We start from the raw sequence: 15,772 nt of genomic DNA, 5'->3' as shown, positions 1-15,772 counted from the left end.
GTACTTTTCCCGCTCATTTTGTGATAATTTCACCTTAATTTGCACAACTTCATGTTCTGCTAACGCCTTCCCTGCTAAATCCTCAGCCCTTTTACGGTAAACTTCTCTCCCTATTAAAAAATTCAAGTCAGCGTGTTTACCATCAGTGCGTTCGGGTGTCGCAGATAATCCCAAACGGTAGGGTGAGATCGCATATTCTGCAATCACCCGACTAAAATCTGTTGGCAAATGATGACATTCATCAAAAATTAACAAAGCATACAGATTCCCCAAACTTTCCGCATGGATAGCCGCACTATCATAAGTCGCAACAAGTACAGGTGTTCTATCTCGCGAACCACCGCCAAGTAACCCAACCTCAGCATCAGGAAACGCCGCCTTCAAATGAGCATACCACTGATGCATTAAATCCAGCGTTGGAACAACAATCAGCGTTGTGCGTGGCGTCGCTTGCATCGCCATTTGCGCCAGATACGTCTTTCCTGCTGCGGTAGGAAGCACAACGACTCCTTGTCTTCCCGCGAGTTTCCAAGCAGCTAACGCCTCACTCTGGTGGGGATAAGGTTCCATTTCCAGACTGGAAACTAACTCTATCGGATAAAACGCCTTAGCTTCATCGATAAAACTCGTCTGTTCCGCTTGCATTGCTTCCACCAAAGCACGGTATTGAATAGCCGGAATGCGGAATTTTTCTACTCTATCATCCCATGTAGCAAAATCCATCCAAGCCCTACCGCGTGGTGGTGGATGCAAAATTAATGTGCCACGATCAAAGGTTAGTGTGGGCGTGCGAGCCATTTTTCGCTTTTCCCGACTTTGTTAAAAGATCACAAGTGTCTCTATTAATAACCTAAAAGCTGTTGTTGCTAACCTCGCTGAACCATCTAACATTCGTGATCGTGAATTGAAGGGTGCAAACCTAGCGAAACCAGAAAAACGCATTTTGTCAAAACTAATTTCTAAATCTTAATAAAAGCCAAAACAATCGTAGTCTTTGCCTGCATCTTGATAATCGCAACACTTTGAGAACACATCCCTAATCTTGTCGCGCCATAACGTACTCGCGCAGCCGAAGCAATTGTTGATCTTTAATTCCAACACTCATCAAGGAGTTGACGGTGTGCATGAGGTAGTCAGCACAAGAACCAAGCTCACCGCAAGCTGTGGCAATGCTATTAACTGTAGTTTCAAGGGAAATCTTACCACTGTAGGCTCGATGTTGGTGATTGATGACAAAAGTAATCGCCTGCAATTTTTGCGTACCGTCAAACACTCTCACCCAACGAGGAATGTAACAACCAACTACCATTTCTCGTCGCCAAAGTAGCTGTAGTTCGGAGTGTACATCACTAGCAGCGATTTGGTAGGCGATACCGCGACAACTACCGCCTCTATCCAAACCGAGTACCAACCCCGGATTATCTGGAGTACCACGCCCCTGGGGAACCCATAAACAAAAGCGGCGATGCCAACCGTAAATCGTGCCGATGCGCTGTTCTGCAAATTTGAAGATGGGGTTCCAAACCAGAGAACCATAGGCAAACAACCAAACATCAGAATTTGGTTTTTGTTGCCCAAGAGTTTCATGCATTGACGCCTGCAACTGGGTTTCACTCAGGACATTTACCGCACGTCCAGATTGTAAGATGGTTTGCTGCAAGCGGCTGGATTCGAGGTCGGCTCGTGTTAGTGACAAGATATAGCCCCTTTGCTGTACTCAAGCCAGAATGAGCTGCCGTTAGGAACAAATAACTCAGGCATACAATCTAGCTTACGCGGAATATGTGATAATAAACCGCGCGTACAGTAATAAATTAATAAACTATAAAATCGTGCAATATAACGAATCTATTGATGAGTTGGCTGCACTTCTACAACAGCCCGCTGATTTTGAATTTGAACTCCCTGATCCCGAAGATGAGGAAATTCCGGAACCGGAATTTCAAAAGCAGCTAGATGTGGCTTGGCAGGTGTGCGATCGCTTTGATTTGCAAACCGACATTTGGCGAGGACGAATTTTACGCGCTGTTCGCGACAGAGAGAAAATAGGCGGTGAGGGACGAGGTGCTGGTTTTCTCAAATGGCTCAAAGAACGAGAAATTGGCAAAAGTCAAGCATATGCTCTGATTCAACTCGCGAACAGTGCTGATACTCTTTTAGAAGAGGGAAGATTAGAACCATCAGCCATCAATAACTTTAGCAAACGGGCGTTTGTAGAAACAGCTAAAGCAGCCCCAGAAGTTCAACAGATGATAGGTGAAGCAGCGCAAAAAGGCGATCGCATCACCAGGCGAGAAGTGCGTCAACTCACTGATGAATGGACAGCCATGTCTTCCGAGTTGCTACCCGAACCAGTCAAGATAAAAGCAGCAGAAAATGCTCTTCCTCCCCGTTACATCGCGCCATTAGTAAAAGAGATGGAGAAATTACCAGAGTCTCACCAAAACGCGATTCAAAAGGAAATAGCTCAAAGTCCCGATGTAGATACCATCAAGCAAGTTACCACAGATGCTCGTAATCTGGCAAAATATCTCAAAGCAGCAGCTCAAGTCCAAGCGCTAAACGCTCAAGAAGTTGACATCGAAACAGCCCTCATAGAAGCTCAAAGAGTTGGCTGTCTGAGCATAGCAGCAGACTTAGTGAATCAAGCATCTCAGTTAGAGCAAATGATTGCCAAATTGTACATGGCTTGGAAGAAAATTAGTAATCTATCGGATCGTTTGTACGTGGATACAGGTGCAAGTACGCCGCGCTTGCGAGAACTCCTTGAATGCTTAGAACCGCTTGGTGGTGAAGTTATGGAATTACAACTGAGTGGTGCGACTGAACGCACTATCCGCTTACAAATTCAGGAAACTAATTAGGGAATAGGGAGTCATAATTTCAAAGACGGTAATAGCGATGGCTTTGCCTGCCGTATGCCCCAACAAAGCACAGCTTTGTTGCCTCGAATCGAAAATTCGAGGGGAGGGTTTCGCCAAGGTTACCCTCCGGGCATATACGGGTGATCGCGCACCAAGGTAGAATGAAGTAAAAGCAAGTAAAAATTCACCTAGCTCCCAGGCATCGCGATAATGGACTAAAGACCAGCCATTTTCCCATAAAACACAAGGGAACTGCTCCAGAAGGAACAAAGGATGTCAACAACTCGACAACTAAAGGTAATAATACTATAACAGCACCTAGCAGTTGAATTCCTAGGCTCCAGGAAATTTTCAATTTAGCAGCTATGCTACCCTTGCGGATGTCTGTTTCTGGAGATCGTGCGTTGAGAGCGCTTGACTTTTCGGATTTTGGATTGATCATCCATTATTAGTCCCGTGTCTGTCTTATTTCCTGGTTTTCCTGTGAATTAGCTTGAACTAATGCCCCCAGCAAAAGCTAATCTATAACATAGAGACTTGTTAAGTAAAATTAAAACACAGTTACCGTTGCCCTCATTTCATGGGGTTAAGTAGATTTCTGTATAAGATAATTCACATTACGGGAGTGAGTGTACCATGCAGCAGCTTGTCGATCAACCTGAAATTGACTTCAAAAGCGAAACATACAAAGATGCCTACAGTCGCATCAATGCGATTGTGATAGAGGGAGAACAAGAAGCCCACGCAAATTATCTTAAACTCGCTGAACTGCTGAGCGAACATCAAGATGATCTCATTCGCCTCTCTAAGATGGAAAGTCGTCACAAGAAAGGATTTGAAGCTTGTGGACGCAATCTTCAGGTAACACCCGATATGCAATTTGCTCAGGAGTTTTTTGCCCAATTGCATCAAAATTTTCAAAATGCGGCGGCTGAAGGTAAGGTTGTTACTTGCTTGCTGATTCAGTCTTTGATTATTGAATGTTTTGCGATCGCCGCATACAACATTTACATCCCAGTTGCCGATGAGTTTGCTCGCAAAATTACTGAAGGGGTAGTGAAAGATGAGTATAGCCATCTCAACTTTGGAGAAGTATGGTTGAAAGAACACTTTGAAGAATCAAAAGCGGAATTAGAAGAAGCAAATCGCCAAAACCTTCCTATAGTCTGGAAAATGCTCAACTCTGTTGAGGACGATGCCCACACTTTGGCTATGGAAAAGGACGCTTTAGTAGAAGCTTTCATGATTCAATACGGAGAAGCTCTTAGTAACATCGGTTTTTCCACCCGCGATATCATGCGTCTGTCAGCTTACGGACTCAAAGCAGCATAAAAGAATAGGAAACTCAAAATCCCCACTTTGGAAAGAAATGGGGATAAGGAATCTACCCTTGGGGGGAATTTAAAATTATTTATTCAAAGTTCAAAAAAATAATTTTGAACTTTGAACTTTGATAGCGCAGCGTGCCCGTAGGGCATACTTTGAATTTTGAGAGAATTCTGAGCTGGGTTTTCCTCAGATCAGAACTTAGGTAATTTTAAATTTCAGCGCCGCGAGTGGAGCTTGCTTTTTTTGAGTTTCTCAAAAGCCAGAGCTGACTCTGATTTGGTTGTGAGTTTTTGTGTAGTATTTTGAAGGGTTCATTATATGTTAACCCGCCTATTCCACCCTTCTAACGAAGGACACGCTTAACAAAATCGTTCATGTTTGGTCTAATCGGACATCTCACTACTTTAGAACACGCGCAAGCGGCAGCCAAAGAATTAGGCTTCCCAGAATATGCCAATGAAGGGCTAGATTTTTGGTGCAGCGCTCCGCCTTTCATTGCCGATAACATTACAGTTACCAGTGTTACCGGGCAAAAAATTGAAGGGCAATATATAGAGTCATGTTTTTTGCCAGAAATGCTTGCAACTCGTCGCATCAAAGCTGCAACACGCAAAATCCTCAACGCTATGGCTCATGCTCAGAAGCACGGGATAAATATTACAGCTTTAGGCGGATTTTCTTCGATAATTTTTGAAAACTTTAATCTAGAGCAATTCCAACACATCCGCAATATTAAATTAGAGTTTGAACGCTTTACTACAGGTAATACTCATACGGCATACATCATTTGCCAACAAGTAGAACAAGCGTCAAAACAAGTAGGCATTGAACTGTCAAAAGCAACTGTTGCTGTGTGTGGGGCAACTGGGGACATTGGTAGCGCTGTTTGTCGTTGGTTAGATGCTAAAACAGATGTTAAGGAACTTTTGCTGATAGCCCGTAACCAAGAACGCCTACAACAGCTGCAAGACGAACTGGGGCGTGGAAAAATCCTGCCTATAGAAGAAGCACTTCCCCAAGCTGATATTGTCGTTTGGGTTGCTAGTATGCCCAAAGGAATGGAAATCGACGCCAAAGTTTTTAAGCAACCTTCTTTGCTCATTGATGGTGGTTATCCAAAAAACTTAGAAACTCAAATTCAGCATCCTGGTGTACACGTCTTAAATGGTGGCATTGTAGAACATTCCCTGGATATTGATTGGAAAATTATGAACATCGTCAATATGGATGTTCCAGCACGCCAGTTATTTGCTTGTTTTGCAGAATCAATACTACTGGAATTTGAGAAGTTATACACTAACTTCTCTTGGGGGCGCAATCGGATTACTGTAGAAAAAATGGAGCAAATTGGTCAGGTCTCAAGAAAGCACGGATTTAGACCACTTTTGGTTGAGTCATGAGTCATGAGTGACTAACTAGTGACCCTTCGGGTATGACCTCCGGTCACGCTGCGCTTTAGCCCTCTGGGCGTGCGCCTTGCGCATACGCCAGTCGCCTACGGACGGAGACCCTCTCCGAAGTTGCCACAACGCGGGGAACCCGCGCAAGGCACTTCTCTGTGCAGCGCTGGTCTCACCACATGCATAGGCAGGAGGAAAGGAAGCAGGGAGTAAGGCAGAAAGAATGACCAACGCCGTCAGTCATCTCAAACATCGCCCGGTCAATATTTTGAGAAAATTTCCCGCTTGTTCTCCCAGTCCACTGCTCCCTTGCTTATGCATATGACTCATGACTATAGAAATTCCTATTGCCCACATCCGACACCTCAATTTTTACTCTTCACTTTTCAATCAAAAAATGGCTACTACCGAGCGTAAACCGCTACTGTTGGATTTTGAAAAGCCACTAGCAGAACTGGCAACTAGAATAGAGCAAATTCGGCAACTTGCAGAAGAAAATGGCGTCGATGTTTCTGGTCAAATTCGTCAGCTAGAAGCACGCGCCATGCAACTGCGTGAAGAAATTTTCAGTAGTCTATCGCCGTCTCAACGACTGCAAGTCGCCCGTCATCCCCGCCGCCCCAGTACCCTTGATTATATTCAAGCTATCAGTGATGAATGGATGGAATTACATGGCGATCGCTGTGGTTCTGACGACCCTGCTTTAATTGGTGGTGTCGGTCGTTTAGGCGGACAACCCGTGGTTATGTTGGGTAATCAAAAAGGGCGCGACACAAAAGACAATATTGCCCGCAACTTCGGTATGGCGTCCCCTGGTGGCTATCGTAAGGCGATGCGCTTGATGGAACACGCCAACAAGTTTGGCATGCCTATTTTAACTTTTATCGACACGCCAGGAGCTTTACCCACAGTCGTCGCTGAACAACAAGGTGCAGGAGAAGCGATCGCATACAACCTACGTGAGATGTTTTCCTTGGATGTGCCGATCATCTGTGCTGTTATTGGTGAAGCCTTTTCTGGCGGTGCATTGGGTATTAGTATTGGCGATCGCCTACTGATGTTTGAACACGCCGTTTACACTGTTATTACTCCTGAAGCCTGTGCTGCTATTTTGTGGAAAGATGCTAGCAAGGCTCCCCAAGCAGCTGCTGTGTTGAAAATGACAGCACAAGATTTGAGAAGCTTGGGAATTATCGACCAGATTTTACCTGAACCCATTGGCGGTGCTCATTCTGATCCTTTGGGAGCAGTAACTACTCTTAAGCAAGCTCTCTTGAACAATTTGGAGGAACTCAACCACTTTACCCTTAGTGAACGACGCGAAATGCGCTACGAAAAATTCCGCAAAATAGGTGTTTTCACTGAAGTTACCCATTCATGAAACTCTACCTATTTGATTAAAATAGCGGCAATGCTATAATTGCCTATGGAACTTAAAGATTTTTAACAATCTTTTCATCCATAGGCATTTGTATTTTGAGTCATGAGTCAACTGCTAAGCCCTATGTCTTGTCCCTATGGCTCACGCCGTATGCGCAAGGCGCACGCCCAAAGGGCGAACGCGCGGCGTCTCCGTTCGGCACGGCTGAACGCAGAGCGCATGCTGAGTCCTCTGGATAAGCCGCGCTTACGGGCACGCACCCTATTCCCTTAATTCAAAACTCACGCATGATCAATTCAAAATTTTTTCGTCAGTGCAGGCACACTTTGTGTTAGCGCAGCGTGCTGCTGTTTCCGAGGCGGTGTGTGTCCGCAAGGCACTATTTGAACCAGCAAATAAGCGAATGTGTAAGCAGCGAGGGTTATTGAATCATGAGTTAGGGATGTTGTGACAATGGACACTAAACTGTATGCCATGTACTCATGACTCGTTAATTTTCATTCAAGGTAGTGCAAGATTTCTGAGGCAAAATATACAGTTATCCTAGAAACCAAAGTTATATAAACTTGTAGTTCTTGGTAGGAGGTATAAACCGCGTACTCGTTAAACTGCGTAAGCTTTCTATATCCCATTCAATTATGATATGAATTTCAACAGGAGTAGGAGCGCAAATGGCAGTTCGTAGCCAAAATTATTTCGGCTTACCTATACCAGTACGAGCGGCGATACTGTATAGATTTTAGGAGTTTATACAACTCAACTTTTGTCATCAACAGTTTCTAACCCTATAGAATATACGAGATGGGGAGGATATCTTCTTTGCAATGCAACTCACGCAATTGTCGAAGAAAATTAATCGGATTTTTAGGTTTGTTTAATCTATCGACACTACGAGACTTATATAACAGGGTAGTGACATAGTTATCAAACCGTTAAACAATTTGAAAGTCAATTCTTGACGTTCCTTTGCTACCACAACAGGCAGTTATTGATGAATTGACTATCGTGCCTGGCATTGGCACACTCTAACTTGTCATTTGTCTTTTGTCCTTGGTTTTTTGCTAATAACACAAGACTCATGACTGCTGACTCGTTGCTCCTAATCAAACCTTAACAAAGACTCGATCATGACTATTGCTCGTTCCAACGGTACCAATTGCTCTCAACAATCTCCTCTGGTTCCAGACTTGACGGAAGCCATCACCCCAAGACCTGACCGGAACACTCACAATGGGCGGCAAGCTGACTTGCACCCGCAAACAGAGGAGCAGATGGAGCAAATGACGGACGCCGTGCGGACTCTTCTAGTGGGTGTTGGAGAAAACCCCGAACGCGAGGGATTGCTGAAAACACCCAAGCGGGTAGCAGAGGCAATGAGGTTTCTCACCAGTGGCTATAACCAATCTTTAGAAGAAATCGTCAACGAAGCCATCTTTGATGAAGGTCATAATGAGATGGTATTAGTACGGGACATCAACGTTTTTAGCTTGTGCGAACACCATATGTTGCCGTTTATGGGCAAGGCTCATGTTGCCTATATTCCTAATCAAAAAGTCGTGGGATTGAGCAAGCTTGCCCGCATTGTCGAGATGTATTCCCGACGCTTGCAAGTGCAAGAGAGACTCACTCGCCAAATTGCTGAAGCAGTTCAGACAATTCTAGAACCGCAGGGTGTTGCTGTTGTGATGGAAGCTACACATATGTGCATGGTTATGCGAGGTGTACAAAAACCTGGTTCCTGGACTGTGACAAGCGCAATGCTGGGCGTGTTTCAAGAAGAGCATAAGACTCGTGAAGAATTCTTCAACTTAATTCGTCACCAATCATCGTTCTTTTAAGTGCTGAGTACGAAGAACAGTGAACAGTGAACAGTGAACAGTGAACAATGAACAGTGATAACTGATAACTGGTAACTGATAACTGATAACTGTTAATCACATTCAGCACTTTGAACGCAGCTTCTCAAACAACTTGGCTACCTTGTCTAAATTCTTATCTCCAGGGGCACGTTCTACACCACTCGATAGGTCAATGCCACTGGGGGTAATCTGAGTCAAAGCTTCTATAATATTCTCTGGAGTGAGTCCCCCAGCTAAAAACCAAGGACAGCTAGGGCTGAATTGCGAAAACATCCTCCAATCTAGAGTTGTACCTGTACCACCTAGTTGCTGTGGATGGTAAGCATCAACTAACAGCGTATCTGCGTTTGAAGTATAAGTTTCTGCTTTTTCAGTATCCTCAAAACTACGGATTCTCAAAGCTTTAATAATTTCTACATCTGGTAGCAATTGACGCAACTGCTGGCAAAATTCCAGGGATTCATCACCGTGCAGTTGAACGCCAGTTAAACCAGAATTAACCACAGTCTGGGTAATTTCTGAAGCGGTAGCATTGGCAAAAACTCCGATTTTGTCGATTTCTTCGGGCAGTTGTTCCACAACCGCCCGAATTTGCTCTACATTGATATAGCGCGGTGAGGTAGGGACACAAATAAATCCTAATGCTGTTGCACCAAGGGAGGCGATCGCCTTCCCCTGTTGTGGTTGAGTAATTCCGCAAATCTTTACCCGCATAAATCTTTTTGATAATACCAGTAGTAATAATTACAGAAAAACGAAGTTGTATAAACAATTTCAAGTTCTTTCCTTTATAATTCTATAATTTTTATGGTTGAAACAATCAGTCATCAACATTTAGCTGGCTAAATGCTGATTATTGACCAGTTGTCGATTTTTCTAGTTAGGAGAAAAAGCTTGATTTCATCTATATTACTAGCCGCTGTCGCCACCACTGTTCCCGCAACACCTGAGTGGAATCCTACTGTAGGAATCATCATCAGCGTCAGCTGTTTAGTAGCTCTTTTGCTGACATCGTTTATTAAATCTCCCAAGGTAGGTCCCAAACTGCCTATACTTCCCGTAACTCTTCCAGCATTCATCGGTGCTATGTGTTTTGGGCATCTTATTGGCGTTGGCATCGTGCTAGGGCTAACAAATATCGGTGGTCTCTAGATTTTAAGAGAGATGTTCCATGACAAGATCTCTGTATCCCCGATCACATTCTTTCTCCCTCTATCTAGTTATGACTCTTGGGAGAGATTAATACCTCCCTAAGAAAGAGGATTCTGCTAATTCATTAGCAGAGGATAAACATGGCTGTAGAGACGCACCAATCTCGCGTCTCTACACAGATAAATGAATTTATTCATGCGAGGAGGAAGAACCGTGATTTCATCACTGTTATTAGCAGTTCAAGCTACCGTTGCCAATACTGGCGCTGAATTTAGCTTGAACAAATTTATAATTATCACTGCCAGCTGCATATTAGCTCTTTTGATTATTCCTCGGGTGATTCGCTACCCCCACGTTGGTCCTAAAATGCCGCTACCTTTTCCTTCAGTATTTAATAATCCTAGCGTTGGTGCATTTCTCGCCGCGATCAGTACTGGTCACCTTGTTGGTGTTGGTGCAGTTTTGGGCTTGACCAATCTCGGCATTATCTAGATTTTATCTTACACAAATACTACATCTGAAGCACAAGAGGCGGCAGGTTTCCTCTCCTTCAAGGCACACTTTGAAGCAGAGAAGACTTGCCGCTTCTGTTTTTAATTCTTAAATGACTGCGCCCCTAGTTTGAGTTTTGCTCGCTAGCAAGAATTGTCTATTCTAGAAATTGGAGTCTATATAACCAGCCATTGCTGATTTTCCAAATTTCAGCAAGGAAAAGTTAATGGGGCAAAATGATATATGTGTAAAAAAGAACATATAAAACGTATTTCTGGACGATTACAAATATCTAGTTTTAGGAAAATGTAATGCAAACAAATTGGAAAATCGGGTCTTTATTCGGAATCCCACTGTTTTTAGACCCTCTGTGGTTTGTGATTTTAGGGTTGGCAACCCTTAACTTTGGGGTCGCTTACCAAGCGTGGGGACCTATCCTAGCTTGGAGTGCTGGAGTGGTGATGGCATTGCTACTTTTTGGTTCAGTGTTATTGCACGAATTGGGTCACAGCTTAGTTGCGCGATCGCAAGGCATAAAAGTTAATTCGATTACTCTATTTCTGTTTGGTGGCATTGCTTCTATCGAAGAAGAGTCCAAAACTCCAGGAAAAGCCTTTCAAGTGGCAATTGCTGGACCATTCGTGAGTGTTGTCTTGTTTTTCTTCCTCAGACTGCTAACATATATTTTGCCCGAGAACAGTCCTGCCAGCCTTATGGTTGGAGATTTAGCCAGAATCAACTTAGTTCTGGCACTGTTCAACTTGATTCCTGGTTTGCCCTTAGATGGCGGACAAGTTTTAAAAGCAGCACTTTGGAAAGCAACAGGGAACCGTTTTCAAGCGGTACGGTTAGCAGCAAAAGCGGGGCAGATTTTGGGTTATGGGGCGATCGCCCTAGGCCTAGCAGTAGATTATTTTACTGGAGAACTCGTCACTGGTTTGTGGATAGCATTGTTAGGTTGGTTTGGTATCCGCAATGCCACCACCTATGACCGCATAACAACATTACAAGAAACCTTGCTCAATTTAATTGCTGCCAATGCCATGACTCGTGAGTTTCGAGTCGTCGATGCTAATCAGACTTTGCGTTCTTTTGCTGACTCTTATCTTTTAGATATCAGCGCCTTTGAAGTTTATTTTGCCGAGTCTGATGGACGTTACCGGGGGATAGTTTCCATAGACGACTTGCGCCTTGTGGAAAGAAGTGAATGGGAAACCCTGACGGTGCAAAGTATAGTGCATCCCCTGACAGAAATTCCTACTGTTGCTGAATCAACTCCCATAGTAGAGGTGATTAACAAACTGGAAAATAAACAATTACCCCGTATCACCGTGCTTTCTCCTGCTGGTGCTGTCGCTGGTGTGATTGATCGAGGGGATATTGTGCGGGAGTTAGCACAAAAGTTAAGTTTGCGAATCACTGAAGCTGAAATTAAGCGGATAAAAGAGGAAGGCACTTATCCGCCTGGTTTGCAATTGGAAGTGATTGCAAAATCGCTGCAATCGTAAACAGTTGTTAGCATACTTGGAGTGCACCATTCAACAAAGTAAAGCACCTCAAGTATGCTTTTTAAAAACAATCTAGTTGCATCATTCGCTGGATTTAAGGAGAGTTCAAAAAGAATTTATAACCAGTTGGAGATGCGCTAGTTGGTTTAATTTTAACTAAGACGACATCATTTTTGATATTACGATCCCCTGATTGTAAAAATTTAATTTTCCCCGTTGCACCATCAGCATAAAAGTTGGGATTATGCAAGACTTTTTGTAATTCTTCACGAGTTGTACTTTGCTGCAAACCGTTAATAATCGCGACAGCTGCATCGTAACTTGTGGCAGAACGCCAAGTCACGGGACTACGCCAAAGTTGCTGGGCATTTTTGGCAAAGTTATTTTCAAAATTCGCTTCTGGATGCCAAGGTACGACTAACTCCAAACCATTGACATCTGAGCGTCCTTGTTGTAGTGTTTGGGATGTATAAAGGGTAGGACTGCCAAATAGTTTCAGCCTTGCTTTATTGGCTGCGGCTAAATCTAATGCTTTGTTAATTCTATCTACATGAGGAGCTAAGACTAAGCCATTTGCACCGCTCTTAATAGCATCAACAATGACTTGATTTGGGTTGAAATGTGGTGCTGAGAAATCGCAGGTGATATTTATAAGCTTTCCTCCATCTTTGTTGATGGCATAACTAAATTCGTCTCTAAAAGATTGATTATCTATGGCTTTTTCATCTACGCAAATTGCTAAATTTCTTTGATTGAGATTCTTGATAGCGTAGGTAGATAAAGCCTCAGCAATAGAACGAATATTAGGAGCAGTACGAAATATATAGGAGCCACATCCTAAGAATTTGAAAGAAAAAAGAGTGGGGGAAATATTTACTAACTTGCCCTGCTGGTAAATGGGGCAAGCAGCAACAGAAGCTTCAGAGCTATTATGAGCAATAACTGCTAAAATTTCCTGGTCTGCCACTAAGGAATTGGCAAGTTTTTCAGCAATGTTGGGATTATTATCGTCAGAAGCGATTTCTACTTGTAATAAATTTCCTCGAATGCCACCTTTTTGATTGATTTCATCTTGAGCTTGAGCAACACCCTGAAGTATTTCTTTGGCAACATTAAGATTGCTGCCAATTGGAACACTCACAGCAATTTTCAAGATTTTACCACTACGAGCAGCGTCAGCATTTTGTAAGTATATCCGCGCCTCGGGGTCGTTGGGCATCTTTTGCACAGATGCTTGAAAATGTGCTATAGCCTGATCATAATTTCCAGCTGCGAAAGCTTGCACGCCCAATTGTTTCTCGTCACTGGGGTTATCTTGAACTAAAATTTTGTCCCCAAGACTGATGCGGCTTTGCATAGAGTCTTTTGGTTCAAAGCTGTAGCCAGTGGAAGCTTTGGGATTGCGTTTGACTTCTACTAACACAGCATTACCAACGCGATCGCCTGCGCGATCGCCCCAATACAAAAATCGAATTGTGCCTGTAGCCCCCTGTAGGGAAAAATCACCCGATAAGACTTGTTGAACTCCACTTCTGGTACCACCCTTTTGTTTAAGTGCTGCGGCAATTGCCTTGGTAGCATCAAAGGCGGTTGCTGTACGCCAAGTGATTGAGTCTGGTTCGCGCCAAAGATTGTTGGCATTTTGGACAAAATTTTTGTCGGCTGAGACGCCGGCGTGCCAGGGAACTGCCATAACCATACCATTGAGGGCATTGCCAGCATCGAGAGTGCCTAAGGTTTGTAAACTGGGGTTTCCTAATAATGTAATTTTGCCTTGATTTGCTTTGGCGAGTGCAATCGCTCTATCTATTCTGTCTACTTGAGGATTCAAAAGTATGGCATCTACACCTTTTTCTTTTGCATTTTTAATAATGGTTTCTGGCTGGAAATTCTTAGCGGCAAAATCACACTGAATGTTATTAATCTGTTGCAGGTGTTTATTTTCCATTGTCCTAACAAAAGCTTGTTCCGAGGACTGATCTGCTCCTTTGGAATCATTACAGATAAGAATCTTGGTTTTGCCAGTTGTTTTGGCGTATTCAGTGAGAGAGTCTGCAATTGTAGTAAAGCTAATAACTGTCCTATAGATATAGTTACCATTATTATGATCTATGCGGTCTGTTAATCTTATTGAGTTGCTCGTTGGTGAAATCATCACCAATTTTCCCGCCTGATATTTCTCAGAGGCTGGAAGGCTAGCATCGCTGCTGTTATGCCCAACGACTGCTAAGATATCTTGATTTTGCACAAATCTATCAGCAACCTGTACAGCAATATCAGGATTGTTATCATCGTTGGCAATTTCAACTTTCAATAACTTCCCATTAATCCCACCTTGATTGTTTATCTCTTGTTGAGCTTGCGCCACTCCTCGGAGAATTTCTTGGGCAACATTGGGGTTAGTACCAATGGGTACGGGAACACCAATTATCAGTGCTGGTTGATTACCAATCTTGGCATTATTAAGATATATCAACGTTTCTGGATCGTTACGATACTGCTGCAAAGACTGTTCAAACTTACTGATTGCTAGATTGTAATTTTCCTGCCTAAATGCCTGTACACCCTCTTGTTTATAGGGAGTTGTGAATGTTTTCACTAATATTTTATCACCATCACTAAACCGAGCGCGAGATTGAAACTCATGAATAATACGCCATGAAATAACACCAAAACCTACTACTGCACTGATAACAATCGCTGTTTGCAAAGCAATTTTTTTCCAATTATGCTGTTGGGGATATTTCAGTTCTGCTGCTGCTGGATTTTGAAAAATAACAGGTAGCCACGAAGCACAAGGATACTGATTTTCCCATTGTTCTTGCAAGCGTGCGCGAGCTTGTTGTACAGATGCATATAAAGATTCACCAGCCGCAAATGCTGTGAGAAAATATTCCAAAAAATGTTGTGCTACTATATCGGGAACAGGCTCGCGCATGACAATGGTGTAGGGAATTCGCGCATCAGCTAAATTGCGTGCTAGTCCAAGTCCATCGCAAGAATTAAAAATCGCTAGTTTTAATCCTTTTTGGACAGCATGTCTGAGACTATGGCGCAGATTCTCCAACGATAAACTCTCGCTGGCATTAATTTGAATCTCTCCCCAACTATCACCTTGTTTGCTACAACTATGTCCTGCAAAAAACAAAATATCCCAAGATTGTTCCCATAATTTTTTTCTCAATTCTTGGCTTGATGGTTCTCTCAACGCTTCAATTGTTGCGCCTAGTAAATTTTTTTCTAGGGCTGACAAATCTTGTGTAATATTGATATCTTGACCGTACCCAAGAACAGCGAGGATTTTAACAGGAGTGTTTAACTGCCTTGTTTTTAACTTTTTTTTGAATAGTTCGTACTCTGGACTTACTACAATTTCTGACTGATGATCGTTCTCCTGGAAAACATCCCATAAATGCCAAGGAAGTCGTTGTAGCAGAGAATCTTGCGTTTGTAAAATAAAGCGGACATTTTCCCAATCATCAACTTTTCGTAAAAATTGTCGCTCTAATTTTCGTACTGATGGTTGATTTAACCATTCGTTGAAACTGGATATAAAAATTTGAGCTGCTTGATTGCAATCTCCTGGAGTAGATACATTTGTTATTTGACTTTCAGGAAGGATTATTAACCAATTGGCTGGTAAGTTACGATAAATTGTTTGCCAATTTTCGTAGTTTACCTGAACTGCCGATGCGGGCGGTAACCTGCCAGAAAAATCGTCATAATGAGGTCTACCTTCTTCCCCGATTTTAACTCTGACAGGAAACCCTTTCTCAAAACTGCCTTC

Annotated in this window: 13 protein-coding genes; 8 read left to right on the top strand and 5 right to left on the bottom strand. The window is 43.1% G+C overall.

The genetic code is table 11. The features are described from left to right. Positions 1–798, bottom strand: a 798-nt coding sequence (locus DP116_RS18325; protein ID WP_169156536.1) for a DEAD/DEAH box helicase family protein, incomplete at its 3' end; no start/stop codon positions are given. 238 nt (positions 799–1,036) lie between these two features. Next, positions 1,037–1,696, bottom strand: a complete 660-nt coding sequence (locus DP116_RS18320) for a gamma-glutamylcyclotransferase (RefSeq protein WP_169156535.1) — start codon at positions 1,694–1,696, stop codon at positions 1,037–1,039. Positions 1,697–1,832: 136 nt separating this feature from the next. On the opposite strand from DP116_RS18320, the gene DP116_RS18315 reads away from it, so the two are divergent. Then, positions 1,833–2,864 (top strand): hypothetical protein, encoded by a 1,032-nt coding sequence (locus DP116_RS18315; RefSeq protein WP_169156534.1) that lies wholly within the window; start codon positions 1,833–1,835, stop codon positions 2,862–2,864. A 184-nt stretch (positions 2,865–3,048) separates the two neighbouring features. Here DP116_RS18315 and DP116_RS18310 read toward each other — a convergent pair whose 3' ends face one another. Next, a complete protein-coding gene (locus DP116_RS18310; RefSeq protein ID WP_169156533.1) occupies positions 3,049–3,306 on the bottom strand; it encodes a hypothetical protein in 258 nt (85 codons plus the stop codon). Positions 3,307–3,500: 194 nt separating this feature from the next. On the opposite strand from DP116_RS18310, the gene DP116_RS18305 reads away from it, so the two are divergent. The 4 genes from DP116_RS18305 (at position 3,501) to folE (ending at position 8,812) form a co-directional block, all read left to right on the top strand. Beyond that, on the top strand, positions 3,501–4,196 hold the full coding sequence (locus DP116_RS18305) for an aldehyde oxygenase (deformylating) (RefSeq protein WP_169156532.1): 696 nt from the start codon (positions 3,501–3,503) through the stop codon (positions 4,194–4,196). Positions 4,197–4,567: 371 nt separating this feature from the next. Then, positions 4,568–5,593, top strand: coding sequence for a long-chain acyl-[acyl-carrier-protein] reductase (locus DP116_RS18300; protein ID WP_169156531.1), 1,026 nt, complete (start codon positions 4,568–4,570; stop codon positions 5,591–5,593). 397 nt (positions 5,594–5,990) lie between these two features. Beyond that, entirely contained in the window at positions 5,991–6,974 is a 984-nt protein-coding gene (locus tag DP116_RS18295) for an acetyl-CoA carboxylase carboxyltransferase subunit alpha (RefSeq protein ID WP_169156537.1), read from the top strand. 1,127 nt (positions 6,975–8,101) lie between these two features. Next, the gene (gene folE / locus DP116_RS18285; RefSeq protein ID WP_169156529.1) at positions 8,102–8,812 is read left to right on the top strand and encodes a GTP cyclohydrolase I FolE; all 711 of its coding nucleotides are present in this window, start codon (positions 8,102–8,104) and stop codon (positions 8,810–8,812) included. A gap of 102 nt (positions 8,813–8,914) precedes the next feature. Here folE and DP116_RS18280 read toward each other — a convergent pair whose 3' ends face one another. Further along, entirely contained in the window at positions 8,915–9,547 is a 633-nt protein-coding gene (locus DP116_RS18280) for a phosphoribosylanthranilate isomerase (RefSeq protein WP_169156528.1), read from the bottom strand. A gap of 180 nt (positions 9,548–9,727) precedes the next feature. Here DP116_RS18280 and psaK (DP116_RS18275) point away from each other — a divergent pair, with 180 nt between their 5' ends. The 3 genes from psaK (DP116_RS18275) (at position 9,728) to DP116_RS18265 (ending at position 11,985) form a co-directional block, all read left to right on the top strand. Further along, positions 9,728–9,985, top strand: coding sequence for a photosystem I reaction center subunit PsaK (gene psaK / locus DP116_RS18275; RefSeq protein ID WP_169156527.1), 258 nt, complete (start codon positions 9,728–9,730; stop codon positions 9,983–9,985). A gap of 213 nt (positions 9,986–10,198) precedes the next feature. Further along, on the top strand, positions 10,199–10,477 hold the full coding sequence (psaK, locus tag DP116_RS18270; RefSeq protein ID WP_169156526.1) for a photosystem I reaction center subunit PsaK: 279 nt from the start codon (positions 10,199–10,201) through the stop codon (positions 10,475–10,477). Between the two features lie 311 nt (positions 10,478–10,788). Then, positions 10,789–11,985 carry a site-2 protease family protein gene (locus DP116_RS18265; RefSeq protein WP_169156525.1) on the top strand — a complete coding sequence of 399 codons (1,197 nt, stop codon included), beginning with the start codon at positions 10,789–10,791 and terminating at the stop codon, positions 11,983–11,985. Between the two features lie 94 nt (positions 11,986–12,079). Here DP116_RS18265 and DP116_RS18260 read toward each other — a convergent pair. Beyond that, positions 12,080–15,772 (bottom strand): ABC transporter substrate-binding protein (locus tag DP116_RS18260; protein WP_169156524.1); only part of this gene is annotated, 3,693 nt, incomplete at its 5' end.

The sequence above is a fragment of the Brasilonema bromeliae SPC951 genome (assembly GCF_012912135.1).
Classification (GTDB): Bacteria; Cyanobacteriota; Cyanobacteriia; order Cyanobacteriales; family Nostocaceae; genus Brasilonema; species Brasilonema bromeliae.
The sequence above is the reverse complement of the archived record's forward strand: the minus strand, read 5'-3'. Positions and strand labels throughout refer to the sequence as shown.